This window comes from Amycolatopsis sp. DSM 110486, from assembly GCF_019468465.1.
Classification (GTDB): Bacteria; Actinomycetota; Actinomycetes; order Mycobacteriales; family Pseudonocardiaceae; genus Amycolatopsis.
Genome location: NZ_CP080519.1, coordinates 5,410,123 through 5,433,318, shown reverse-complemented (window position 1 = coordinate 5,433,318; position 23,196 = coordinate 5,410,123). Strand labels below are relative to the sequence as shown.

Below are 23,196 nucleotides of genomic sequence, written 5' to 3'. Positions count from 1 at the left end.
TGCCGCGAAACCGCGTCGGGCGAGCCCCGTCAGAGCGAGGACGTGAGGCCGCGCGCCCGCAGCACGGCGCGCTCCAGCGGCCGGAACACCAGCAGCTCGATCCCGATCCCGACGAGCAGGATCAGGAAGATCGCCGCGATCACCTTCTCGATCGCGTTGAGCGACGAGCCCTGGTTCAAGTACGCGCCCAGGCCGATGCCGAGCTGCGGCGACAGCGCGATGAGCTCGGCCGCCATCAGCGAACGCCACGAGAACGCCCAGCCCTGCTTCAGCCCGGCGAGGAAGCCGGGCAACGCGGCGGGCAGCAGGATGTGGCGGGCCGCGGCCAGCCGGCGCGCGCCCATGACCTGGCCGACGCGCGGCAGGATCGGCGGGATCTGGTCGATACCGGATACGAGGCCGTTGGCGATCGAGGGCACGGACCCGAGTAGCACGACGAAGTAGATCGCCGCGTCGTTGATGCCGAACCACAGGATCGCGGCCGGCACCCAGGCCACCGACGGCAGGCTCTGCAGCCCCGTGAGCAGCGGCCCGATCGCCGCGCGCACCACGCGGACCTTGGCGACGAGCAGCCCCAGCGGCGTCCCGATCACCACGCCCGCGGCGAAGCCGAGCGCGGCGCGGTGCAGCGACGTCCAGATGAAGCCGAACACCTCGCCGTCGGTGAGGCGGTCCCAGAACTCGTTCCACACGGCCAGCGGCGCGGGCAGCTGCGCCTCCGGCCAGAACGCGGCGGCCCACAGGATCTGCCACACGACCACGAGCAGCACGAGCGCGACGACCGGCGGCAGGAAACCCCACGCGAACCGGCGCCAGAACGACGGGCGGCGCTCCCCTACTGGGGCGTCGAGCGCGTCGAGGCCGGAACCGACGGCATCCAGCTCGTCGACGGGTCCGTCAGGCTGCGGCATGGGTGCTGATCACCTTTCGCAGGTGGCCGGTGATTTCCTCGGTCAGCTCCTCGGTGTCGGCCAGCGGCACGTCGGTCCACTCACGCACCACGCGGCCCGGGCGCGAAGACAGCAGCACCACGCGCTGGCCCAGCCGCACGGCCTCGCGCACGTCGTGGGTCACGAACAGCACCGACGTGCCCGTGCGCCCCCACACGCGCAGCAGCTCGCCCTGCAGCACGTCGCGGGTAATGGCGTCGAGCGCGGCGAACGGCTCGTCCATCAGCAGCAGGGCCTGCTCCGCGTCGCCGCCGACGCGGTGGGTCGCCGCGAGCGCGCGGGCCAGCGCCACCCGCTGACGCATGCCGCCGGACAGCTCGTGCGGACGCTTCCCGCCCACGCCGCTCAGGCGCACCAGGTCCAGCAGCTCGGCGGCCTTGTGGCGGCGCTCGGCGCGGCCGAACCCGGCCAGGCGCAGCGGCAGCTCGACGTTGCGCGCGGCCGTGAGCCACGGCATGAGCGCGGCCTCCTGGAACATGACCGCCGGGCGCGAGGTGTTGAGCGTGATCTCCCCCGCCGATGGCGCGTCGAGGCCGGCCACGAGATTCAGCAGCGTGCTCTTGCCGCAGCCGGACGCACCGAGCAGGCACACGAACTCGCCCGGCGCCACCGTCAGGTCCACGCCGTCGAGCGCGACCACCGCACGCCCGGCCGGGCCGAACGCCTTGCCGACGCCGGCAAGCCGCACCGCGGCCGTGCCGGTGAACTCGGTCCGTCCACTGGGGAGGGTGATCGTCATCGCTCGCTGCCTCTTTCCTGAATCACCGGGACGCAGTCACTTGGCCAGGGCGGGGGCTTCGACGGCGGGTTGCTTCGCTTCCTGCAGGACCTCGTTGAGCGGACCGAAGTCGGCGAACCCCTTGAGCGCCACGGCGGACTTCGCGACGCCCGCGGTGACGGAGTCCTGCGCCAGCTGCGGGAACTGCTCGGGGATCGGGTCCGTGGTCAGCTCGATGCCGGAGAACGCGCGGTCGAGCACGGCCGGGCTCAGCGAGCTGCCGGCGAGTTTCTTGAGCGCTCCGTTGACGACCGTCTTCGCGTCCGCCGGATTGGCCTTGGCCCAGTCGATGGCCGCCAGCTCACCCTTCAGCACCGCGCGCACGGTGTCGGGGTGCTGCTGCAGGAACTCGCTGCGCACGATCACCACGGTGGTCGGGAACCGGCCGTCGGGCCACAGCGACTTCTCGTCGACGAGCACCTTCGCGCCGGCGTCGAGCACCAGCCGCGAGGACCACGGCTCGGGCAGCCAGCCGCCGTCGACGTCGCCCTTGCGGAAGGCGTCGAGCGTCTTCGGGTTGTCCATCGTGGTCACGGTGACCTGGCCGGTGAGCAACTTGGCGGCCAAGAACTTCTTGAGCGCCACATCCTGGGTGTTGCCCAGCTGCGGCGTCGTCAGGGTCTTGCCCTTGAGCTGGTCGACACTGGTGATGTCCGGCTTCACCACGAGCTGGGCACCGCCCGAGACCGCGCCGGAGACCAGCTGGATGGCGCCTGCGGACTTGCTGAAGGCCGTGATGGCCGGGCCCGAGCCGATGAACGCCATGTCGAGCGACTTGCCGAGCAGCGCGTTGACCTCGTCGGGGCCGGCGTTGAACGTCTGCGTGGTCAGCTTCGTCTTGCCCAGCTGCTGGGTGAAGAAGCCCTTGTCGACGCCGATCAGCGCCGGCGCGTGGGTGACGTTCGGGAAGTAGCCGAGGCGCACCTCCGTCGCCGCGCCTTCGTCCGTGGCCGCGGCCTGCGGCCGGTCCGCGCGCGAACAGCCCGCGAGTGCGCCCACTGCGGTCAGCGCGACGAGCGCGGCGGCGAACAAACGGGTTCTCGGGAGCTTGCGCACGGGTGGGCCCTTCCAGCGGTGACCGGGTCCCGGCGAGGTTCGCACGGTCACTCACCCGGGCGCATCGACATCCGCATCGCGGGAAAACCGGTGGGAGGCCCTTGACAGGGGTGCCGTTACTTGCTCAGCAGCAGCGAGACGTCGCCGAACTCGTGCCAGAGGTACCTCCGTTCGATGGCCGCGTCGTAAGCGCGCTGCACCAGGGCGGGGCCGACGACGGCCTCGAGCAGGAGCAGATGCGAGGCCTCAGGCGTGTGCAGGCCGGTGACGAGCCCGTCGACGACCTGAGCCGGGTGGTCCGGGCCCAGCACCAGCGACGTCCAGCCCGACGCGGCGGTGACGGCGCCGTCCACCACGGCCGACTCCAGCGCGCGGACCGCGGTGGTCCCCACGGCGACGACGCGGCCACCCTGCGTGCGCACCCAGTTGACCAGCGCGGCCGTGGTGGCGGGGACGCGGTAGCGCTCGGCGTACGGCGGCTCGCCCGCTTCCGGCGACGAGACGCCGGTGTGCAGCAGGATCGGCGCGAAGAGCACACCGCGGGAGACCAGCTGCGTCACCAGTTCCGCCGTGAAGGGGCGGGCAGCGCTGGGCATTTCCGCCGAGCCGGGGTCGCGGGCGAACACGGTCTGGTAGTCGGTGAGCGGCCACGTGCGCGGGACGTAGCCGTAGCGGATGGGGCGGCCGACGAGCGCCAGGTACTTCCCGACGCCGCCTTCGACGTCGACGCGGGCGCGCCAGAGCCGTCGCCGGCCGGCGATGTGCGGCTCGAGCAGGGTGAGGCCGGCGCCGGCGGGCAGGGCGAGGTGCTCGCCCTCGCGGCCGTCGAGCAGCGGGCCACCGGGGGCCCGGAGTTCGACGACCCAGGTGCCCTCGTCGAATTCCACGGCATCGAGCTCGGTGGAGAAGTGGACGCCGACGACGTGGTCGCCGCGTACGGCGTCGACGGCGGCGGGCAGCGTGCCCGAGGTGTTGACGACGAGCAGGTCACCGGGCCGCAGGTGGTCGCCGACCTCGCGGAACGTGGCGTGGTGAACGCCGTCCGGGCTCGCGGTGAGCAGCCGGACCTCGTCACGGGCGAGGCCCCGTGCTTCGGGTGGCGCGCCGGCGAGCAGGTCGTCCGACAGCGTGAAGCGGGTGTGCGGGGTGGTCACGAGCGCACCGCCGTGGCGAGGTCGGCGGCGCGGTAGCGGCCACTGGGCAGGCGTTCGTCGAGCAGCCTGAGGAACGCGGGCACGGCCGTCTCGGGCAGCGGGCGGTCGGAGATGTCCTCGCCGGGGAAGGCAAGCTGGTGCATGGCCGTGCGCAGGTCACCGGGGTCGACGGCGTAGACGGCGAGCTCCGGGTTCTCGACACCGAGCACGGCGGTGGCGTGGTCGAGCGCGGCTTTCGCCGAGCCGTAGGCACCCCAGCCCTCGTAGGGTTCGACGGCGGCGTCGGAGCTGATGTCGACGAGAGTGCCGTTCGCGGTTTTCAGCGCGGGCAGCAGCGTTCGAGTGAGTGCGAGGGGCGCGAAGACATTGGTGCGGTAGACGGATTCCAGGGCTTCGAGCGGGTAGTCGGCCAGCGGGGGCAGCGGGCTGACGCCGAGGCTGCTGGCGTTGTTCACGAGCAGATCGAGCCGCGGCCCGGCGGCCTCGGCGAGGGCGGTGCGGTGCGCAGGGTCCGTCACGTCGCCGGGCACGGCGGTGAAGCCGAGCTCGTCGGCCGTGGCCCGCAAGGCTTCTTCACCCCGCGCGGTGCCCAGCACTGTCCACTCGCGACGGACGAGGGCCCCGGCGAGGGCCCGCCCCAGACCGGCTGACGCGCCGGTGATGACAGCGACTGGCATGGTTCCTCCTGGAGTAGGTACCAGCCAGCGTGCGACCTCTACCTTACTGGAGGTCAACCTTCTTTTCGCCGCGCAGGATCAAGTACGCCACCAGCGAAACCACGAACCCCGCGTAGTACGCCAGATCCGCACCGTGCAGGGCGGCGGCGACAGGTCCGGTGTAGACGGTGGTGTTCATGAACGGCACCGCCGCCGCGAAGCCGACCAAGAACGCCACGAGCGCCGCCCATGACCGGGTGGGTTTCCGCAGCTCAGCGCCAATGTCGAAGCGTCGGCCGTGCTTCGTGCGACGCAGCCAGTCGGGCACCACGACGCCCAGGAACGGCGGGATCCAGTAGCTCACGAACAGCAGCACGTTCTCGAACTTCGCCGACAGGTCGCCGCTGTGCATCCAGAGGATGAGCACGAACGCCAGCACGGTCACCACGACCGCGGACACCGGGCGGCGCAGCCGCACGCCGACCGTTTGGAGGGCGAGCGAGCCGCTGTAGTCGTTCATGGCGTTGGACGACACGGCGGCCAGCGCGATCACCAGCAGCGCCAGCCCGCCGACCGCGCCGCCGCCGACCAGCTGCGAGACGCCGGCGGCGGTCTGGTCGCCCAGCGCCGAGCCGAGCGCGAGGCCGATGCCCTCACCCAGCGCGTACGACGCGACGAGCCCGAGCAGCGTGAACCAGAAGACCCCGGCCGGCTTCGTGTCGGCGGGCAGGTAGCGGCTGAAGTCGGCGGCGTAGGGCGCCCACGAGATGGCGAGGCTGAGCGTGATCGTGGAGAACAGCACGATGGCGCCCGCGTAGTCGCCGCCGGTCGCGGAGTCGGTGAAGGTGATCGGGTGGTCGAGGACGACCTTGACCGCGAGCGCCACGAACGCGACCACGAGCACCGCGCTCATCACGGCCTGCACGCGGTGGATCACGGCGTAGCCGAACACGCCGAGCAGGCATTGCAGGGCCAGCACGAGGACCACGGCGAGCCAGAACGGCAGCCCTGTGAGCTCCGCCAGCGCTTCGCCGCCGAAGAGCCCGACCAGCGCGTCCCACGCGATGCTGCCGAGCCATTGCACGAGCCCCGGCAGCACCACCGTGCGGCCGAATGGCAGGCGCGCGAGCGGCAGTTGGCCCGCGCCCGTTCGCGGGCCCCAGGTCGACAGGTACGCGGGCGGCAGCGAGCCGAGGATCGTGCCGACGAGCGCGACGATGAACCCGGTCGTGAAGCCCAGCCCCAGCGTCGAACCGAGCGTGCCGGTGAAGACGGCGGTCATGGTGAGGTTGGGCGCGAACCACACGCTCGCGAGCCGCCACGGCCGGCCGAACCGGTTCGCCTCGGGCACGGGCCTGATGCCGTGCGTCTCGATGGCGAAGTCGCCCGCGCCGGACGGCATGCGTCCCCCGAAGACTTCCGCGTCGATCCCGCTCATGTACTGGCCCTTCTCCCGTTTTGCCGGGTGTCATGATTGCTGCTGGCCGGGGTTGGGGGAAGCTTCCGCGACGAACGTCTCCCCTGCCAGGAGAAGTTCGGGTCGAGGAGATCGAAAGAGACCGAGTTTCCCAGGTTGTCGGTGACCTCGACCACCGTCCCGGAAACCACGATCCGCTCGAACGGGTTCGACCACAACGCCACCACCCAGCGGAGGTCTCCCACGAGATCGAGCCTCGCGAAGAAGCCTTGCGAGCGCCTGTTTCCGTCGTCGCCGTCGGATGTTCACGCGCCGGGTTCAGGCTGAAACTCCTTCGACGGCCCACGGCCCCGCTGGCACGATGATCGAATGGGGGTTCTGGCGTCGCGGCGCTTCGCCGTGTTCTTCGGCGCGCGGATGGTGTCGTTGCTCGGCAGCTCGATGACGCCGGTGGCGCTCGCGTTCGCGGTGCTCGACGCCAGCCCGGACTCCGGGGACCTCGGCATCGTGCTGGCGTCGAACATGGTGCCGATGCTCGCGTTGCTGCTGGTCGGGGGCTCGGTGGCCGACCGCTTCCCGCGTGACCTGGTGCTGCGCCTCGCCAACCTGGGCAGCGGCGCGACCCAGCTCGTGGCGGCGGGGGTGCTGCTGACGGGAAACTACTCGCTGCCGTTCCTGGTGTGTACAGAGTTCGCCAACGGGGTGCTCACGGCGTTCACGACGCCGGCCCTGCGCGGGATCGTGCCGCAACTGGTCGACCGGGGGTTGTTGCGTCAGGCGAACTCGCTGCTGTCATCGGCGCGCAACATCTCGAAGGTGGCGGGGCCTTCCGTCGCGGGTGTCCTCGTGGCCACCGTCGGCGGCGGCTGGGCCATCGCGGCGGACGGCTTGTCGTTCGTGGTGGCCGGCCTGGCGTTCAGCTTTCTCCGCCTCCCTCCGGTCGTCGGCTCGTCGCGGGCGGGCGTCCTGCGCGGCATCCGCGAGGGCTGGCACGCGTTCCGGCGGATCACGTGGCTGTGGCAGATCGTGGCGGCGTTCACGGTCGTCAACATCGCGCAGACCGGCGTCTGGCAGGTCCTCGGGCCGACCATCGCGCGCGCCACCATCGGCGAGGCGTCGTGGGGTGCGGTGCTGAGCGTGCGGGCCGCGGGGGTGCTGATCACGGGTGTGGTCATGTACCGGGTGGCGGCTCGCCGGCTGCTGAGCTTGGGGCAGGTGTGCGCCGCCTTGTCGGCCACGCCGCTGATCGTGCTGGGGACTTCGCCGGGTTTCGTCGCGCTTGCTGCCGCGGCGCTGGTGGCAGGGCTCGGCGGTGGGGTCGCGAACGTCGCGTGGGATACGACGGTGCAGGAGAACGTCCCCGACCATCTGCTCTCGCGGATGGCCGCTTATGACGACTTCGGGTCTTATGTGGGGATTCCGATCGGTCAGCTGTCGGCGGGGCCGTTGGCTTCGGCGTTCGGCGCCGGGCCGGTGGCCACGGCCGGTGGGGTGGTGCTGGCGGTGGCGGCGTTGGTGCCGTTGTTGTCGCCGGTGGTGCGGAAGATGCGCCACACACCGGCAGAGGCCGGTTCGTCGGCGGGTGGCGGCGGCTAGGTTGAAGTGCCAGGCGAGCCGCCGCCACCGGGCTCCCCTCAGTCGACGACCAGGCCGCCGGTGACGTTGGCGATCGCGCCGGTCATCGCGCTGGAGCGGTCCGAAGCGACGAACGCTGCCACGTTGGCGATCTCGGCGACCGTGGGCAGCTTCTTCCGCAGTGTCAGCGTCTCCATGCGGTCCTGGAACGCGTCGCGGCTGATGCCGTACGCGTCGGCGTGCAAGCCGTAGACCTCGGTGAGCTGCGTCGTCTCCGGCATTCCCGCCGCGTTCAGGCACACGACGCGGACACCGTGCGGTCCGAGCTCGGCCGCCAGGCCCCGTGCCAGCGATTCGACCGCCGACCACGCCGGCGCCATCCCACCCATTCGCGGAGTGGCTGTTCGCGACGGAGATGCGGTGATCGTGAGGATCACCCCCGATCCCTGCTCGATCATGCGCCGTCCCGCGGCCCGGGCGGTGAGGAAGGTGGCCATGGGGTAGGTGGTCATGGGCAGGGCGAAGGCCTCGGGAGACAAGTCGACGAGCCGGGTGCCCTGAATACCCGTCTGCGGGAGGCTGGTCGCGTTGAACGAAACGTCGAGCGATCCCGCCTCGCTCACCACCGCGTCCGCGTGCGCTTCGACGGCGTCGACCTCCAGCACGTCCACCGTGGCGACGTCGGCGACACCGCCCTCGGCCCGGATCTTCTCGGCGACCACCTCCAGACCGGCGCGGGTGCGCCCGGCGAGGAAGACCCGGGCTCCCCCGGCGGCGAAGGCCAGCGCGACGGCGCTTCCGATCGCCCCGCCCGCTCCGTAAACGAGCGCGTTCTTCTTTTCCAGCAGCACTTTCAGCTCCTGATCTTCTCGACGGCGGTCTTCAGGTCGGCCAGGGCCGAGCGGTAGAAGCGGGGGCCGTAGGACACTCGGGCCACACCGAGCTCCCGCAGTGTGGACAGCTCCAACTGCTCGCCCGTGTTGCCGTTGACCGGGCCGGGCAGCTCGGCGACAAGCGTGGCGAGGTCACGCCGGTCGCGTACGCCGATCGGGTAGACGCAGTCGGCGCCCGCGGCTCGGTAGAGCCGACCCCGCCGGATCGCTTCCGCGAGCCGGTCCGGTTCCGGGATTCCGCTGGTGGGCAAGAAGGTGTCGGCACGGGCGTTGATCACGATCGGGACGCCGGCGCCCTCGGCGGCGGCGCGGACGGCCGCGAGCCGGTCGGCCTGCGCACCGGCCTCGACCAGCCCGCCGTTGCGGTGGTCGCTGTCCTCCAGGTTGCAGCCGGCCGCGCCGATGTCCAGCAAGCGGTCGACCAATTCACGCGGCCGCATGCCGTATCCCGCTTCGGCGTCCACCGTGACCGGAACCGAAACCGCGCGGACGACGCGGCCGGCAGCGGCGAACATCTCCTCCCACGGCGCACCCTCACCGTCGGGATGGCCGAGCATCGCCGAAATGGCGGCGCTCGCGGTGGCGACCGCGGGAAACCCCGCTTCGGCCACGATCGCCGCGCTCGCCGCGTCCCACACGTTGGGCAGCACGAGCATCTCTCCACTGTGGAGCTCGCGCAGCCGTTCGGCGCGAACCTTCACATCCGTCACGTCAGTGGTCATGGGGTGTCCTCCGCATCGGATCTTCTCGGCCCGCGCCTTACGGGCCGGAACTCAGTCGACGATGACCCCGCCGGTCAGGTTGGCGACCGTGCCGGTCATCGCGGCCGCCTTCTCAGAGGCGACGAAAGCGGCCACCTCGGCGAACTCCGCCAGCGTGGTCGCACGCTTGCGGTGGGTCGTTTCGGCGACAACGGTCGCGAACTGTTCTTTCGTGATGCCGAGCGCGTCGGCGTGCAACCCGAAGACGACATCGATCGTCGAGGTCTCCTCCATGCCCGTGGTGCGCAGGCAGACGGCCCGGACCCCGGACCGCGCGTATTCCACCGAGAGTTCCCGGTTGAGGGCTTCGAGCGCGGCCCAGGCAGGGCCCATTCCGCCGAGCATCGGGACACCCACCCGGCCTGGTTCCGGTGTGTGCATCAGGATCACGCCGGACCGCTGAACCGTCATGCGGCGCGCAGCGGCCCTGGCGGTGACGAAGTGAGCCCGGGTGTAGGTGGTGATCGGCACCAGAAAACTCGCCACCGGCAGGTCGGTCAGCGGGATTCCTTGCAGGCCTTGCTGCGGAATCCCGACCGCGTTGAAGGAGATGTCGATCCTTCCCGCCGCCTGCACCACCGCGTCGCAATGGCTCTCCACGGCCGTTTCGTCGAGTGCGTCGACCACCGCCGTCTCCGCCGCTCCGCCGATCTCCTTGGCCAGTGCGTCGAGCTTGGCGAGGTTCCGGCCAGTCAGAAAGACCCGCGCCCCTTCACGGGCGAAAGCTCGGGCCACGGCGCTGCCGGCCGCGCCGGCGGCACCGTAGACGATCGCGTTCTTGCCTTCGAGCAGCATGGTCCGCTCCCCTTTTCGCTGTGGTCGATTCCGGGATCAGACACGCTGGGCGCTCGCCCCCGCGATCGCCGCGTACTGGCGCTCCAGCTCCTTCGCCGCCCCAGTGCGCCAGCTTTCGGCTTGGGACTGGGCCATGGGATCCGGGAAGATATCCTCTTCGCCCTTTTCCACCCCGTCGAAGATCCCGCGCGCGACGGACTCCGGGGAGGCCTTCGGAATGTCGACGCCTCGCGACATGTCGGTGTCCACGATGCCGGTGAGGACAGCGTGAACGCTGACGTCGTGTTCGGCGACCAGCGCGCGCAGTGATTGTGTGAGGGAGAACGCGGCGGCTTTCGAGATCGAGTAGGCCGGGATGAGCGGGAACGGGGCGAACGCGTTGACCGACAGGTTGTTGACGACGGCGCCGGCGGACCGCATCAGCAAGGGCAGGAAGGCCTGGGTCACGCTGTGGGTACCGAAGAGGTTCACGGCGAGGTGCTGCTGGAGCACCGAGCGATCACTCAGGTCGTCGTAAAGCGCGATACCCGCGTTGTTGACGAGGACGTCGAGAGCTTCGACCTCGGCGGCGGCTTCGCGGATCTGTGCCGCGTCGGTCACGTCCAGGGCGAGCGCGGTGACCCGCCGGTCCGCGTGGGCCGAGGGGTGCCGCATCCCGGCGTAGACCCGCTTCGCGTTTCGCTTCAGAGCTTCTTCGACGAGCGCCTGTCCGATGCCACGGTTGCTTCCGGTGATGAGAACGGTTTTGCCTGCGATGCTCGTGATGATGACGATCTCCTCTGTCTCGGGTGGCGGTTTCGGGCCACCACCCGAATAGAGACAACCGGGCGTGCGTGAACTCATCGGGAATCCGGGCTCCGGCCGAAGAGTGCGAGCAGTCGTTCGCCCGGTGTTGCCGTCGCCGGGGAACTCAGTGAAGTGGCGAACGCCCGAACTCCGGCACCGGCCTCGACCAGGGGCCGCGACACAGCGAGCAGACTCCGCGCCAGTTCGGCGGGAATGAGGTGTTGTGCTCCGCAGCTCTGCGAAATGTCCCAGCCGTGCACGACCATTTCGGTGGCCGCGGTGTACACCACGATCTCCGCCTGAACCCGCCGATCCCCGACCTCGCACCAGCGATCGCCCGGCAGGACAAAAGCCCACGCGACCACGAGGTCGACGAGGCGGGCGCGGATCGCGGCGACCGGCTCCGCGTCGGGCTCCGGGCCGCGGGCGTACGGTGGCTCGCTCGCGATCAGCACTCCGGTGAGATCTTCCAGCGACGCTCGGACGTGGCGGAGCAGGTCACCCAGGTTCCAATCCGGGCACGGTGTCCGTGCCGACAGATCGGCGTCGCGCGCCAACAGGACGCTGCGCAACAGGTACCGGGCGGCGCTGCCGAGAACGGACCTCTCCTCGCCGCCGGGACGCACGAGCGGCCCGCTCACGTCCGGGCAGCGCGCGGAGTGGCAGGTGGTGCCGGTACCACCGCAGGCAGGTCGAAGGCGGCGATCAGGCCGGGATCGAGAAAGGCGTTGATGCGGGCGACGTGCGCACCGATCAGCGAAAGAACCTGCACACCGTAGGCGTGGAAAGCGCCATCGCCGCCGCGCTGGTACACGGCGAAGGCGGGGGCGCCGTTGGCGCGCGTGGCGATCAGGCGCCACTGACCCGGCGTGCTCAGGACCTCCCTGGCCAAAAACGCGCACACCACGTCGGCGCCGGTGAACCACGTGGGAATCGGAGGCATCTCCAGCTCGACGTCGGCCCGCAGCAGGTTCGCCAGCGCGGCGACGTCCGCGTGTTCGAAGGCCGCGACGTAGCGGTCGAGAAGGTTCCGCAGCTCGGGTTCCGTGGGTTCGGCGACGTCGTCCGCAATCGGACCGGCCTGAGCCAGGTGGGCCCGGGCGCGTTGCAACGCGCTGGTGACCGCGGCGACGGAGGTGTCGAGCATCTCGGCGACCTCTCTGGCGTGCCAGCCGAGGACGTCGCGCAGGATCAGGACCGCGCGCTGCCGCGCGGACAGCTGCTGCAGGGCCGCGACGAACGCCAGCCGCACCCCGGCGCGGCCGGACACGACCGTCGCGGGGTCGGCGGTGGAGGCGTGCAACAGGCTGTCGGGCGCCGGCTGCAGCCAGGGGATGTCCGCTTCCGGCCCGCCGAGCGCCACCTCGGCGTCGTCCGACGGCGCGCTGAGGCCCGACGGAAGCGGTCGGCGCCGGCGGTTCTTGAGCGCGGTCAGGCACGTCGTGGTCGCGATCTTGTACAGCCACAACCGCACCGAGGAGCGGCCCTCGAACCGGTCGTAGTAGCGCCAGGCGCGCAAGTACGTTTCCTGCACGAGATCTTCCGATTCCTGCAGCGACCCGAGCATCCGGTAGCAGTGCGCGAGCAGCTCCGGACGATGACGGTCGGCGAGCACTGCGAACTCCGCCTCGCCGGCGGCCGTCATCGCCGAGCCACCCGGCCGCGACCGGCCCTGGCGGCCGGTTCTTTCGCGTCGGTGAGGTCAGGCGTCGTCATAGCGGTTCTCCGTCCGGTCGGCCGGTGGTCCGGCGTCCTGGTAGAGACAATCGGGCGCCCGCAAACTCATCGCTGAAGCGAGGGTGAATTTCGGACGTGGCACCGGTCCGGGTCGGAGAAGTGGTCCGGCCCGGGGCTGGGCCGCCGACGTCGTCGAACTGACCCCGGAAACGACGCAGGCCCCCACCCTGCCGAAACGCGGCAAAGCGGGGGCCTGCACCGACCCTCAGTAGCGGATCACACGAGCAACAAGAACGGCAAGCCGTTCGGCGAGCCCAGGCCGGTGACGTCGTCGTAGCCCTTGGTGGTGTGGATCGTCAGGTTGGGGTAGTCGAGCGTGCGGGCGGAGGTCAGCAGGCCGTCCGACGCGTCGACGCTGTTGGCGAAGTCCACGCGCTGCACGGCGGCGTCCACGTGTTTCACGTCGTAGATCGTGCCGGTGCGTGACGTGAGCTGGTAGAGCGCCGGGTTGATGAAGCCGTGGTGGAAGTGGTCCAGGCTGTCGGCCACGGCCATCACGCCCGCGAAGACCGGGGACGCCAGGCTGGTGCCGCCGATGCGGTACTGGTCGTAGTAGTCGCCGTCGGGGAAGCGCTGGGTCTGGCCCACGAGCATGCCTGTGTTGGGGTCGGCGACCGCGGAGATGTCCGGGACGACGCGGCCCTTGGCCTTGCCCTTCTGGTTCTTCGTGGACAGCGCGTCCGGCACGATGCCCTTCTGGTACGCCGGCTGCGGGAACACGCGGCTGGTGCCGCCGCCCGCGCCGCCGTTGAAGGCGCCCGGGAAGGACGGGGCGTAGGCGCCCGCGGTGAGCGTGGACTTGCCCGTTTCCCAGCCGGTCTCGAAGGTCCGCTTGCCGGACGCGTCGACCGCCAGCGAGGTTCCGCCGACGGCGGTGACCCACGGCGAGGAAGCCGCGAAGTCCGGCGAAGGCGTGCCGAGGCGCGCGGCCTCGTCACCGTTGTCGCCGGAGGAGAAGTACACGCCGATGCCCTCGAGCGCGGCCTGCACGGCGATCTGGTTGAACGCCTTGATCTCGTCGGCCGGCAGGTCCTCGCCGGTGTCGCCGTAGGAGTTCGACACGATGTCGGCCTTGTGGCCGGCGATGATGTAGTTCAGCGCGGTGTCGAGGGAGAGGTCCTCGCAGTCGGAACCGCCGACGTAGAGGATGTTCGCACCCGGCGCGAGGCCGTGGGCGGCTTCGACGTCGAGGGTCTCCTCGCCGTACCAGCCGGAGGCGTCGCACTGGTCCGGGCCCTCGTCGGCCGGGTTGACCGGGAAGACGTGCTGGCTGAACTGCGCCTTCGTCAGCGGGTGCGCCGGGTCGTTGCGCTTGGCGTACTCCGACGCGTCGGCGTAGATGGTCGGCGAAGCGAAGGCGTCCACGATCGCGATCGTGGTGCCGCGGCCGTCGGCCCCGAGCTTGGCGGCCTGGTCGAGGCCGTACGCCGAACGCAGCTGCGCCGGCTTGTAGCCGCACGGCGCGTACGGCAGCTGCTTGCCGTTGTACGCCGGGTCGGTCGTGTCGGTCTTCTGGCCGTAGTAGTCGCTGCACGGGCCCGAGTTGCGGAAACCGGCGCCGGGAGGCGCGGTCGCCGGGCCGGAAGACTTCGCGGAAGCGGTGTCGGCGCCTGAGGTGTGGTCCGGCTTCAGCAGGCTCGTCGCCTGGTCGACGCCCACAACACCCAGCACGGAGGAAGCAAGTGTTGCCGGCACGGACAGGTTCTTGTCCGCCGCCCGCAGCGTCTGGCCCTTCACGGCGTACTTGCCGAGCGTGACGTCGAACGCCTTCTGCACCTGGTCCGCGGTACCGACGGCCTCCACGTACGCGCGGTTCGACGGCACGTCGCCGATCTGGAACCCGGCGCCCGACAGCCACGTCTTCACCGCGGACACGGTCTGGTCCGAAGCGGTGAAGCGGTCGCGCACCTGCTGCGGCGACAGGTACTGCCGGTAGCTCTTGGACTGCGGGTCGGACACGCCCGCCGCCACGGCTTCGGCACTGGCCTCGTCACGCAGGTTCAGGTACACGCGGAAGTCCAGCTTCGACGCCGGCGCGGTGTTCGCGACCTTGGCCCCGGGGTTCGCCCAGAGCGGGTGCGACGCGGGGATCTCGGCCCGGCCCGGGGCCGACGCCGCAGACGCCAGCCCCGGCGTGGCGGCCGCGAGGCCACCCGCCATCGCCAGCGAAAGGAACACGGTGAGACTTCTTCGCACAGGCAACTCCCTCGTGAATCGCGGCCCAGGCCGCAGACGTCCGGCCCGAGACTAGGTCCGCACCGGCCGCCGGGGAAGCGTCCCGCCCACCGGTGCGGAACCGTTATCTCGAAGCCGCACTCGATCTTCGTTGGCACACAAGGAGGAAGTCCGGTTCGTCCACACTGTCCCGAGTGGAATGTCGCCTAATGGAACAAAAGTCCGATTCAAAGTTCCGCATCGCGGTATCACGGAGCACGCCGGACGGGGAAGCACCACCTACTTCCGTCGGTTGCTCACACCGCCTGCAGCCCCTTCGAACCCGCACCGACCACGAAGCTCTTGTCCGTCTTGATCACCAGCTTCGCCGGGTCGTTCACGCTCGTGTCCGACACCACCACGAAGTCGGCCAGCATCTGCGCCGGCGTCGCGGTGACGCGCACGTAGCCGCGTTCCCCCTTGCAGTACTTGATGTGCGGGTTGTTCGCGAGCCACGCGGCCGACGGCGGCGCGGCGTCGTCGCTGTTGGACGTGACCGACGTGGTCACCAGCTCCGAGCCGACGATCGGGTCGCTGTGGTCGAAGTAGTCCTTGCGCAGGTCGGCCGCCCAGTGCCGGTGGACGTCGCCGGTGAGCACCACCGGGTTCGGCACCCCGCGGTCGATCCAGCCTTGCGTGATGCGATCGCGCGAAGCCTGGTAGCCGTCCCACGAGTCGGGGCTCTCGCACGTGGTCGAATTGCCGTCGCCGTCGCGCTGGGCGAAGAACACCTGCTGGCCCAGGAAGTCCCACGTCGCCGGGTGCGTCTCGAACGCCTTGAGCAGCCACTGTTCCTGCGCCGTGCCCGTGATGGTGCGCGAGGTGTCGCGGTACGGACCGCACGCCGTGCCGGTGACCTGCGCGCTGCGGAACTGGCGGGTGTCCATCATGTGGAAGCGCGCGAGGTTGCCCCAGAGGAACTGGCGGTACAGCTGGATCGACGAGCCGTTGGGCTTGGCCGTGGACCGGATCGGCATGTGCTCGTAGAACGCCTGGAACCCGTAACCTTTACGGGCGGCCGAAGCCGGGCTCGTGGTGGAGTTCCAGTTGTTCATCACCTCGTGGTCGTCGAACACGACCAGCCACGGCGCCAGCGCGTGCGCGGCCTGAAGGTCCACATCGGTCTTGTGCTGGCCGTGCCGAGCCCGGTACAGAGCCAACGTCGTGGTGTCCGAAGGCACCGCGAGCCGCCGCGGGTTGAGTTCCGCCTTCTTACGCCCGGAAGGCTTTTCGTAGATGTAGTCGCCGAGGAACAGCACGAGGTCCGGATCGTCGCGCACCACACCCTTGTACGAGTGGTACCAGCCTTCCTCCCAGTGCTGGCAGGACGTGAAGCAGTATTTCAGCTGGTTCACGGCCGCACCCGCGGCGGGCGCCGTGCGCGTGCGCCCGACCGGCGATATGTAGCCGGCGGTCTTGAAGCGGTAGAAGTACTCGCGCGCCGGCTCGAGACCCGTCGGCTCGATGTGCACGCTGTGTGCGGACGCGCGCACAGCGCTCACCGAACCGCTTTGCACGATCGAGGAAAACGCCTCGTCGTTCGCGATTTCCCAGTCCACCGCGTACGTCGCGTCGGGCATGCCGCCGAAGCCATCGGCGTTGAGCGGCGCGGGCGCGAGCCGCGTCCACAGCACCACGCTGTCCGGCAACGGGTCGCCCGAGGCGATACCGAGCTGGAACGGGTCGTGGATCGCCGGGGCGGCGACGGCGGTGCGCGCGTTGGCCCACGAAGGCAGTGCGGTCGTCGCCGCGGCCGCGGTCACGGCGGCGAGTCCGCCCAGCAGCACCGAGCGCCGGTTCACCTGGCCCATGTCAGGGGATCCTTTCGGGGAGTAGGGGTTGTCAGGCCGCGAAGTCGGTGAGGCCGGCACTGCAGCCGGCGAACGTCGGCGGCGAGGTGTTGTGGCCCGTGCAGACCTTGTAGAAGACCCACTTGCCCTTCGCGACGGGCGCGGCTTTGTCCACCGAGGTGCCGCTTCCACCGGAAGCCCAGACGTAGTACGGGCCCGAGCCGTCGGCGAGCCAGTACTGCACGACGCCGGAGCTGCCGTCGGCGTTGGTGTCGTAGGCGACGAAGTGCGCGTCGGACGAGCGGAACACGCCTTCGGCGGCGCAGGACGCGGCGCACTGGGCGCTGCCGGTACCGGTGCCGCAGTCGGGTGCGACGCGGCCGTCGGAGCCGGTCTGCACGTAGCCGTCGGACACGTAGCCGCCGAGCGCGGGCACGTAGTCCCAGATCGTGGTGGTGCCGAGCGGGCCGGCCACGGAACTCCCGGTGGTCTGGCACTCGATGGCGACGGTCGCGCCGTTGGCCACCGTCTTCACGGCGGTGGCGGCGGCATTGGGTGCGCGGCGGACGTTGAGCGGGTCGCCCGCGGTCTGGACCTTGCCGGGCACCGTGGCAAACGCGGGCACCGCCGCGGAAAGCCCGAACCCACCGATCGCGGCCAGGACAACCCCGAATCCGGCGAGGCGCCGGAGCTTCGAACGCTTCATGGCCATAGCGTGTCGAAGCCTTGTACACGACCCGTACAAATCGCGATATAGGGGACGTGAACCGCCGAATGGATCTAGCTAACCTGCGCAAACGCTCCTAGCATGCCCGGTCATGGGGACCTTGCCGCTCAGGCGGGTAAATTGTTGACTTCGCTGGCGTTCCGAATTCTCGGACCGTTGGAGGTCATTGCTGAAGGCCGGACCGTTCCATTGGGCGGGCCGAAGCCGAGGTTGCTGCTGGCCGCGCTGGCTTTGCAGCCGAACGTCGTGGTGTCCACCGAAGTGCTGGTCGAAATCCTCTGGCCGGGTACTGCACCTCGCTCCGCGGCAGCCAACATCCGCACCTACGTCCATTCCCTCCGCAGGCGGCTCGCGGAAACGGCACCCGAGCTGGGTGACCGCATCAGCAGCCGTGCGTCGGGATATCTGCTCTCGGCCGCAGACGAAGAACTCGATCATGTTCTGTTCGCCAACCACGCTGCCGAAGCGCGGAAAGCTTTCGAACGCGGTGACGCGGAAGTGGCGCTCGCGTTGCTCGACAAAGCCGACGCGCTTTGGCGCGGCGAAGTACTCGAAGGACTGCCGCACGACCACGGCTGGGGCGCGGCGATCGCGCGGCTGGCCGAGCTGCGCCTGTCGGTGCAGGAGCAGCGGCTGCGGGCCCGCCTCGCGCTGGGGCGCCACGGCGAGGCGATCGCCGAGCTGCGCGGCCTCGTCACCGAACACCCGTTGCGCGAACAGCTGTGGCAGCAGCTCGTGACGGCGCTGCGCGACGGCGGCCGGATCGCCGAGGCCGTGGAGGCCTACGAGCTGGCCGAGCACACGCTGGAAGAGGAGCTCGGGGCGAAGCCCGGGCCCCGGCTGCGGGAGTTGCGGGCCACGCTCGTGGCGCCCGCCGCGGTGCCCGAGCTGCCCGGGCTGCCGGCCGAACTCGCGGTGCCGCGGCCGCGAGCTCAACCGGAGCTGCCGATCTGCCAGCTCCCGCTCGACCTGCCGGACTTCACGGGCCGCGAAGACGTGGTCGGCCGGCTGGTCACGCGCCTGCGCGAGCACGGCGAGACGGGCCGGCCGACGGTGGTGGTGCTCTCGGGCGCGCCCGGCGTCGGCAAGTCCGCCATCGCGGTCCGCGTGGCCCACGCGGTGCGCGACGCGTTCGGGGACGGGCAGCTCCACGTGGACCTCGCCGGCACGTCGTCGTCGCCAAGGGCGCCGATGGGTGTGCTCGCGGAGTTGTTGCGCGCGCTCGGCATTCCCGACGCGGGCCTGCCGCGCGATCTGCCGGAACGGTCGGCGCTGCTGCGCTCGCGCCTGGCCGGCAAACGCATGTGCGTGGTCCTCGACGACGCGGGCAGCGCCGCCCAGGTGCGGCCGCTGCTGCCGGGCACGGGCGCCTGCGCGGTGCTCGTGACGAGCCGAGTGCGGCTGCCCGACCTCGACGGCGCGGTGGCGGTCGACGTCGACCTCCTGCCCGAACCGGAGGCCGCGCGGCTGCTGGAGGGCATCGTCGGGGCCGAGCGCGTGGCGGCCGAGCCCGACAACGCCGCCGCGATCCTGCGCCAGTGCGGGCACCTTCCGCTCGCGATCCGCGTGGCCGGGGCGAAGCTCACCAACCGGCCCAGCTGGTCGCTGCGGATCCTCGCCGACCGGCTGCACGACGAGCGGCGCCGGCTCGACGAGCTGCGCGTCGGCGACCTCGCCGTGCGCGCCAGCGTGACGCTGAGCTACGACCTGCTGCCGATGTCGGCGGCCGCGGCGTTCCGCTGGCTGGGTGCGCTGGGGCCGATCCAGTTCCCCGCCTGGGTGGTCGCGGCCGCGCTGGGCCGTCCGTCGGCCGACGACGTGCTCGACGTGCTCGTCGACGCCCACCTGGTGGAGCTCGTCGCGTCCGACGCCACGGGCCAGCCGCGCTATCGCCTGCACGACCTGCTCCGCGTGTACGCGGCGGAGCTGGCCGGGCTGGACGCGCCGGAGAAGACGCGCCGCGCGGCGCGACGGGTGCTCGAGGGTTACCTCGCGCTGGCCGTCGCGGCGGCGGAGCGGATGCCGATCCACTTCTTCGGCCAATACCGCGACCACGCCGTGCCGTACCCGGAGCTGCCGGACGGGTCGGAGCAGCTCCTGGCCGACCCGGCCGCGTGGTTCGCCGCGGAGCGCCATTCCGGCGTCGCCGCGGTGACGCTGGCCGCGCAGCTCGGGTTCGACGACCTGGCGTGGCAGCTCACGGCCGCGTTCACGCCGTACTTCGACCTGCGCGGGCACCAGGACGACTGGCACGCCACCCACGAGGTGGCGCTGGCGGCGGCCCGGCGCGCGGGGGCCGTGCACGGCGAGGCGATCGTGCAGCGCAACCTGGGGCAGATCCACCTGTACCAGGACAGCTACGCCGAAGCGTTCGTGGCGTTCGACGCGGCGCGGGAACTCTACGAACGCGTCGGCGACGCACAGGGCACCGGCATCGCGCTCGCCGGGCTCGGCACGATCCTGCGCATCCAGGGCGACAACGACCTCGCGCTGGAACGCTGCCACGAAGCGTCGAAGCTGTTCGCCGAAGCCGGCGACCGGCACGGCGAGGCGGTGATCCGCATCGCCGTGGGTGCCGTCTGGATGGCGCAGAAGTGCTACGCACCGGCCAAGCGGTGGTTCACCGACGCGCTCGAGCTGGCCGCCGCGATCGGCGACCGGCACCGCGAGGCCCACGCCCTGCAACGGCTGGGGCTGCTGCACCAGCACGAGGGCAACCTCGGGCCCGCGCGCGAGTTCGTGACGCGCGCGATCGCCGTGTTCACCGATCTGGGCGACGACCACTGCGTGGGTTACGCCAACCAGAACCTCGGTGAGCTGTGCCTGCACAGCGGCGATTTCGCCCACGCGCAGCTGCTGCTGGTCAACTCGCTGAGCGTGCACCGCCGCAACGGCGACCGGCGCTCGGAGGCCGAGGTGTCGCAGCTGCTCGGTGAGCTGCATTCCGCGCTCAGCCAGCCGGAACGCTCGCGCACGTACTCCGAGCGGGCGCTGGCGATCTGGCGGGAGCTTTCGGCGCGGCCGCAGCAGTCGGCGCTGGAAACGCAGCTGGAGTCCGCTCCAGGTGAGGGGCCGCGGATCGTGTCCGCTTGACCCGTACGCGCGGGCTCACTTGCGCGGCAAGGGGTCCTGCCGAGACGAGGATTGCGTCTCGGCAGGACCCCTTTGTCGTGGAGGAGCGGGAATGGTCCGAAGAGGTCTGGTTCGGCGAGTGCTCGTAGTGCTGGCGGCGGTGCTCACGGTGGTTCCCGTGACGCCGGCCGCCGCGGCCGGGTCGTGGCGGGTGGATCTGTCCACGGTGGACAGTGACGACGTGAACGTGTCCTCGGTTTCGGGTTTCCTGACGTTGGCTGACTCCGCGTGGAACCCGGTGACCGCACGGAGTTCAGGTGTTCTCGTCACGGCAACCCGTCACCTCGCCTCCTCGGTGGGCCGGGTGACCGCGCGGGTGGCGGACGACGTCCCGGCCGGCACCGCCGTGGAGGTCGACGTCCGGGGCCGCGACACGGCCGGCGACTGGACCGAGTGGACACCGGCGGGCCAGGAGCTCCCGTTCGCCGTCGAGGTGGTGCAGGCCCGGATCTCCCTGTCCGGCACGGCGTACGGCGGGCGACCGACCGTGCGCTCGGTGGCGCTCACCGCGTCGGGCGGCTCGGCGCGGGCCGCGGTCGTCACCGAGCCGTTGACCTACCGGATCTACGCGACGCGCGAAGGCCTCGTCGGCGGCAAGACGTCCAACGGTCACGTGATCGCCAACAGCGACCACTTCGTGTCGTTCCCCTCCACGAAATCGGTGTCCCCCAAGGGAACCGGCTCGTACACGGCGAAGGTCTGCCGCACCGACGGCACTCGCTGCGAGTTCGCGCCCGTGTGGGAGGTCGGCCCCTGGAACACCCACGACGACTACTGGAACCCGGCGGAGGGGCGCGCCACCTTCCCCACGCTGCCGCAGGGCACGCCCGAAGCGCAGGCCGCGTTCGAGGACGGCTTCAACGGTGGCAGGGACTCCCGCGGACGCGCGGTGAAAAACCCGGCCGGGATCGATCTCGCCGACGGCGTCTTCTGGGACGGCCTCGGCCTCACCGGCAGCTCGTGGGTCGACGTGACCTACCTCTGGACCGGCACCGGCGGCCCTGCCGGCGTGATCACCACCGCCGGTGCACCGCTGAACCTGCGCGAGAGCCCCAGCACGTCAGCGGCGACAAAGGGCGTCGCCGCGCCGTACGCACGCGTGCCGATCGAGTGCTCGGTGCCCGGTGAGTCCGTGAGCGGCGCCCTCGGCGCCAGCGCGATCTGGGACCGCATCGGTCCGGACCTCTACGTCTCGGACACGTACGTGAAAACCGGCGCCGCCGGTCCCGTCGTGCCGATATGCCCTTGAGCTGCGATGACAGGCGACCAATACTGGACAATTCGCCAAGCCTGAGGGGGCAGCATGACCACACTCGACACGAAAGACGTGACTCCGTTGCGGCGGGGGTTCGCGGGGACCGTCTTCACCCCGGCCGACGACGGCTACGACGACGCGCGGAAGATCTGGAACGGCCAGATCGACCGGCACCCGGCCGTGATCGCCCAGGTCGCCGGCACCGCGGACGTCGCGACGGCGCTGGCGTTCGCCCGCGAGCACGGGCTGCCGGTGAGCGTGCGCGGCGGCGGGCACAGCTTCGGCGGGTTCTCGATGTGCGACGACGGCGTGGTGATCGACCTGAGCGCGTTGCGCGCGATCACCGTGGACACGCACACACGCACCATCCGCTGTGGCGGCGGCACCACGTGGGCCGAGCTCGACGCGGCGGGTCAGCAGGAGGGGCTGGCGGTCCCGGGCGGCACGATCAGCGACACCGGCATCGGCGGTCTGACGCTCGGCGGGGGCGTCGGCTGGCTGACCGCGCGCCACGGCCTCAGCGTCGACAACCTGCTCTCGGCCGACGTCGTCACGGCCGATGGTGTGCCGCTGCACGCGTCGGTGGACGAGAACGCCGACCTGTTCTGGGCGCTGCGCGGCGGGGCCGGCAACTTCGGCGTGGTGACGGAGTTCGAGTTCCGCGCGCACCCGGTCGGCCCGATGATCGAGCTGGGCCTGTTCTTCTGGCCGCTCGCGCAGGGCCCCGAGGCACTGCGGTTCATCCGCGACACGCTCGCGACGCTGCCGCCGACCATGGGCGCGATGCTGGTGGGCCTCAACGCCCCGCCGGCCGACTTCGTGCCACGCGAAGCGCACTTCGCGCCCGGGTACGCGCTGGTCATCGCCGGGTTCGAGGGGCCGGAGGAGCACGCCGAAGTGGTCGCGCAGGTCCGGCGCGGGCTGCCGGCGGCGTTCGAGCTGGTGACACCGATCCCGTACGTCGGTCTGCAGCAGATGCTCGACGAAGCGGCTCCGCGCGGGCTGCTGGCGTACGAGAAGGGGCTGTACGTGGACGAGCTGAGCGACGAGGTGCTCGACGTGATCGCCGAGTACCTGCCGCGCAAGTCGTCGCCGCTGTCGATCACTCCGATGTTCGTGATGCGCGGGGCCTACTGCAGCGTGGCCGAGGACGCGACAGCGTTCGGCGGCACGCGCACGCCCAAGGTCGCCGTGAACCTCGCCGCGACCACGGCCGATCCGCAGGAGTTCGAGGCGGACCGCGAGTGGGTGCGCGCGTTCTGGACGGCGCTCACGCCGTTCGCCTCCAGCGCCAGCGGCTACGTGAACTTCATGACCGAGTACGACGAGAACCGCGTGCGCGCGGCGTACGGCGCCGAGAAGTACGACCGGCTGGCGCTGATCAAGGCGAAGTACGACCCCGGCAACGTCTTCCACCTCGGCGCCAACATCCGGCCTGCGGTGGCCGTCTGACACGTCGTCTGACACGTCGTCGGACCGGACCAAGGTGCCGGCCGCCCGGGGACACGGCGGCCGGCACC

Annotated in this window: 19 protein-coding genes; 4 read left to right on the top strand and 15 right to left on the bottom strand. The window is 70.8% G+C overall.

What is annotated here, in order from left to right:
- Positions 1 to 29: 29 nt before the first annotated feature.
- From K1T34_RS26435 to K1T34_RS26410, 6 genes are all read right to left on the bottom strand, one after another.
- Entirely contained in the window at positions 30 to 911 is an 882-nt protein-coding gene (locus K1T34_RS26435; protein WP_220246860.1) for an ABC transporter permease, read from the bottom strand.
- Complete coding sequence (locus K1T34_RS26430; protein WP_220246859.1) at positions 898 to 1,689, bottom strand: ABC transporter ATP-binding protein; 792 nt, start codon at positions 1,687 to 1,689, stop codon at positions 898 to 900. The genes K1T34_RS26435 and K1T34_RS26430 overlap by 14 nt, the downstream gene beginning before the upstream one ends.
- 36 nt (positions 1,690 to 1,725) lie before the next feature.
- A complete protein-coding gene (locus tag K1T34_RS26425; RefSeq protein WP_220246858.1) occupies positions 1,726 to 2,784 on the bottom strand; it encodes an ABC transporter substrate-binding protein in 1,059 nt (352 codons plus the stop codon).
- Between the two features lie 116 nt (positions 2,785 to 2,900).
- Complete coding sequence (locus K1T34_RS26420) at positions 2,901 to 3,938, bottom strand: S-adenosylmethionine:tRNA ribosyltransferase-isomerase (RefSeq protein ID WP_220246857.1); 1,038 nt, start codon at positions 3,936 to 3,938, stop codon at positions 2,901 to 2,903.
- Complete coding sequence (locus K1T34_RS26415) at positions 3,935 to 4,615, bottom strand: SDR family NAD(P)-dependent oxidoreductase (protein WP_220246856.1); 681 nt, start codon at positions 4,613 to 4,615, stop codon at positions 3,935 to 3,937. The genes K1T34_RS26420 and K1T34_RS26415 overlap by 4 nt, the downstream gene beginning before the upstream one ends.
- 43 nt (positions 4,616 to 4,658) lie before the next feature.
- Complete coding sequence (locus tag K1T34_RS26410) at positions 4,659 to 6,032, bottom strand: cytosine permease (RefSeq protein ID WP_220246855.1); 1,374 nt, start codon at positions 6,030 to 6,032, stop codon at positions 4,659 to 4,661.
- 348 nt (positions 6,033 to 6,380) lie between these two features.
- On the opposite strand from K1T34_RS26410, the gene K1T34_RS26405 reads away from it, so the two are divergent.
- On the top strand, positions 6,381 to 7,607 hold the full coding sequence (locus tag K1T34_RS26405) for an MFS transporter (RefSeq protein ID WP_220246854.1): 1,227 nt from the start codon (positions 6,381 to 6,383) through the stop codon (positions 7,605 to 7,607).
- Between the two features lie 38 nt (positions 7,608 to 7,645).
- On the opposite strand, the gene K1T34_RS26400 is transcribed toward K1T34_RS26405, so the two are convergent.
- The 9 genes from K1T34_RS26400 to K1T34_RS26360 form a co-directional block, all read right to left on the bottom strand.
- Positions 7,646 to 8,437 carry an SDR family NAD(P)-dependent oxidoreductase gene (locus K1T34_RS26400; RefSeq protein WP_220246853.1) on the bottom strand — a complete coding sequence of 264 codons (792 nt, stop codon included), beginning with the start codon at positions 8,435 to 8,437 and terminating at the stop codon, positions 7,646 to 7,648.
- 2 nt (positions 8,438 to 8,439) lie between these two features.
- Positions 8,440 to 9,201: an isocitrate lyase/phosphoenolpyruvate mutase family protein gene (locus K1T34_RS26395; protein ID WP_220246852.1), complete on the bottom strand. Its 762-nt coding sequence runs from the start codon at positions 9,199 to 9,201 to the stop codon at positions 8,440 to 8,442.
- Positions 9,202 to 9,252: 51 nt separating this feature from the next.
- Positions 9,253 to 10,035, bottom strand: coding sequence for an SDR family NAD(P)-dependent oxidoreductase (locus K1T34_RS26390; RefSeq protein WP_220246851.1), 783 nt, complete (start codon positions 10,033 to 10,035; stop codon positions 9,253 to 9,255).
- A 36-nt stretch (positions 10,036 to 10,071) separates the two neighbouring features.
- Positions 10,072 to 10,878 (bottom strand): SDR family NAD(P)-dependent oxidoreductase, encoded by an 807-nt coding sequence (locus K1T34_RS26385; protein WP_220246850.1) that lies wholly within the window; start codon positions 10,876 to 10,878, stop codon positions 10,072 to 10,074.
- A complete protein-coding gene (locus K1T34_RS26380) occupies positions 10,875 to 11,462 on the bottom strand; it encodes a TIGR03086 family metal-binding protein (protein ID WP_220246849.1) in 588 nt (195 codons plus the stop codon). Before K1T34_RS26380 ends, K1T34_RS26385 begins: the two co-directional genes overlap by 4 nt.
- A complete protein-coding gene (locus K1T34_RS26375; RefSeq protein WP_220246848.1) occupies positions 11,459 to 12,466 on the bottom strand; it encodes a sigma-70 family RNA polymerase sigma factor in 1,008 nt (335 codons plus the stop codon). Before K1T34_RS26375 ends, K1T34_RS26380 begins: the two co-directional genes overlap by 4 nt.
- A gap of 308 nt (positions 12,467 to 12,774) precedes the next feature.
- On the bottom strand, positions 12,775 to 14,754 hold the full coding sequence (locus K1T34_RS26370) for a protease pro-enzyme activation domain-containing protein (RefSeq protein WP_220246847.1): 1,980 nt from the start codon (positions 14,752 to 14,754) through the stop codon (positions 12,775 to 12,777).
- A 275-nt stretch (positions 14,755 to 15,029) separates the two neighbouring features.
- Positions 15,030 to 16,583 (bottom strand): alkaline phosphatase, encoded by a 1,554-nt coding sequence (locus tag K1T34_RS26365; RefSeq protein WP_220246846.1) that lies wholly within the window; start codon positions 16,581 to 16,583, stop codon positions 15,030 to 15,032.
- 31 nt (positions 16,584 to 16,614) lie between these two features.
- Entirely contained in the window at positions 16,615 to 17,268 is a 654-nt protein-coding gene (locus K1T34_RS26360) for a hypothetical protein (RefSeq protein WP_220246845.1), read from the bottom strand.
- Between the two features lie 102 nt (positions 17,269 to 17,370).
- On the opposite strand from K1T34_RS26360, the gene K1T34_RS26355 reads away from it, so the two are divergent.
- The 3 genes from K1T34_RS26355 (at position 17,371) to K1T34_RS26345 (ending at position 23,128) form a co-directional block, all read left to right on the top strand.
- Positions 17,371 to 20,382 (top strand): BTAD domain-containing putative transcriptional regulator, encoded by a 3,012-nt coding sequence (locus K1T34_RS26355; protein ID WP_220246844.1) that lies wholly within the window; start codon positions 17,371 to 17,373, stop codon positions 20,380 to 20,382.
- A 118-nt stretch (positions 20,383 to 20,500) separates the two neighbouring features.
- Positions 20,501 to 21,670 (top strand): hypothetical protein, encoded by a 1,170-nt coding sequence (locus K1T34_RS26350; RefSeq protein ID WP_370643793.1) that lies wholly within the window; start codon positions 20,501 to 20,503, stop codon positions 21,668 to 21,670.
- A gap of 54 nt (positions 21,671 to 21,724) precedes the next feature.
- Positions 21,725 to 23,128 (top strand): FAD-binding oxidoreductase, encoded by a 1,404-nt coding sequence (locus K1T34_RS26345; RefSeq protein WP_220246842.1) that lies wholly within the window; start codon positions 21,725 to 21,727, stop codon positions 23,126 to 23,128.
- Positions 23,129 to 23,196: the final 68 nt, after the last annotated feature.

What these genes read in the sequence shown, in the direction of transcription:
- K1T34_RS26435 (WP_220246860.1), bottom strand. Translation starts at nt 911, where the DNA reads ATGCCGCAGCCTGACGGACCCGTCGACGAGCTGGATGCCGTCGGTTCC.
- K1T34_RS26430 (WP_220246859.1), bottom strand. Translation starts at nt 1,689, where the DNA reads ATGACGATCACCCTCCCCAGTGGACGGACCGAGTTCACCGGCACGGCC.
- K1T34_RS26415 (WP_220246856.1), bottom strand. Translation starts at nt 4,615, where the DNA reads ATGCCAGTCGCTGTCATCACCGGCGCGTCAGCCGGTCTGGGGCGGGCC.
- K1T34_RS26410 (WP_220246855.1), bottom strand. Translation starts at nt 6,032, where the DNA reads ATGAGCGGGATCGACGCGGAAGTCTTCGGGGGACGCATGCCGTCCGGC.
- K1T34_RS26405 (WP_220246854.1), top strand. Translation starts at nt 6,381, where the DNA reads ATGGGGGTTCTGGCGTCGCGGCGCTTCGCCGTGTTCTTCGGCGCGCGG.
- K1T34_RS26395 (WP_220246852.1), bottom strand. Translation starts at nt 9,201, where the DNA reads ATGACCACTGACGTGACGGATGTGAAGGTTCGCGCCGAACGGCTGCGC.
- K1T34_RS26390 (WP_220246851.1), bottom strand. Translation starts at nt 10,035, where the DNA reads ATGCTGCTCGAAGGCAAGAACGCGATCGTCTACGGTGCCGCCGGCGCG.
- K1T34_RS26385 (WP_220246850.1), bottom strand. Translation starts at nt 10,878, where the DNA reads ATGAGTTCACGCACGCCCGGTTGTCTCTATTCGGGTGGTGGCCCGAAA.
- K1T34_RS26375 (WP_220246848.1), bottom strand. Translation starts at nt 12,466, where the DNA reads ATGACGGCCGCCGGCGAGGCGGAGTTCGCAGTGCTCGCCGACCGTCAT.
- K1T34_RS26365 (WP_220246846.1), bottom strand. Translation starts at nt 16,583, where the DNA reads ATGGGCCAGGTGAACCGGCGCTCGGTGCTGCTGGGCGGACTCGCCGCC.
- K1T34_RS26360 (WP_220246845.1), bottom strand. Translation starts at nt 17,268, where the DNA reads ATGAAGCGTTCGAAGCTCCGGCGCCTCGCCGGATTCGGGGTTGTCCTG.
- K1T34_RS26355 (WP_220246844.1), top strand. Translation starts at nt 17,371, where the DNA reads ATGCCCGGTCATGGGGACCTTGCCGCTCAGGCGGGTAAATTGTTGACT.
- K1T34_RS26345 (WP_220246842.1), top strand. Translation starts at nt 21,725, where the DNA reads ATGACCACACTCGACACGAAAGACGTGACTCCGTTGCGGCGGGGGTTC.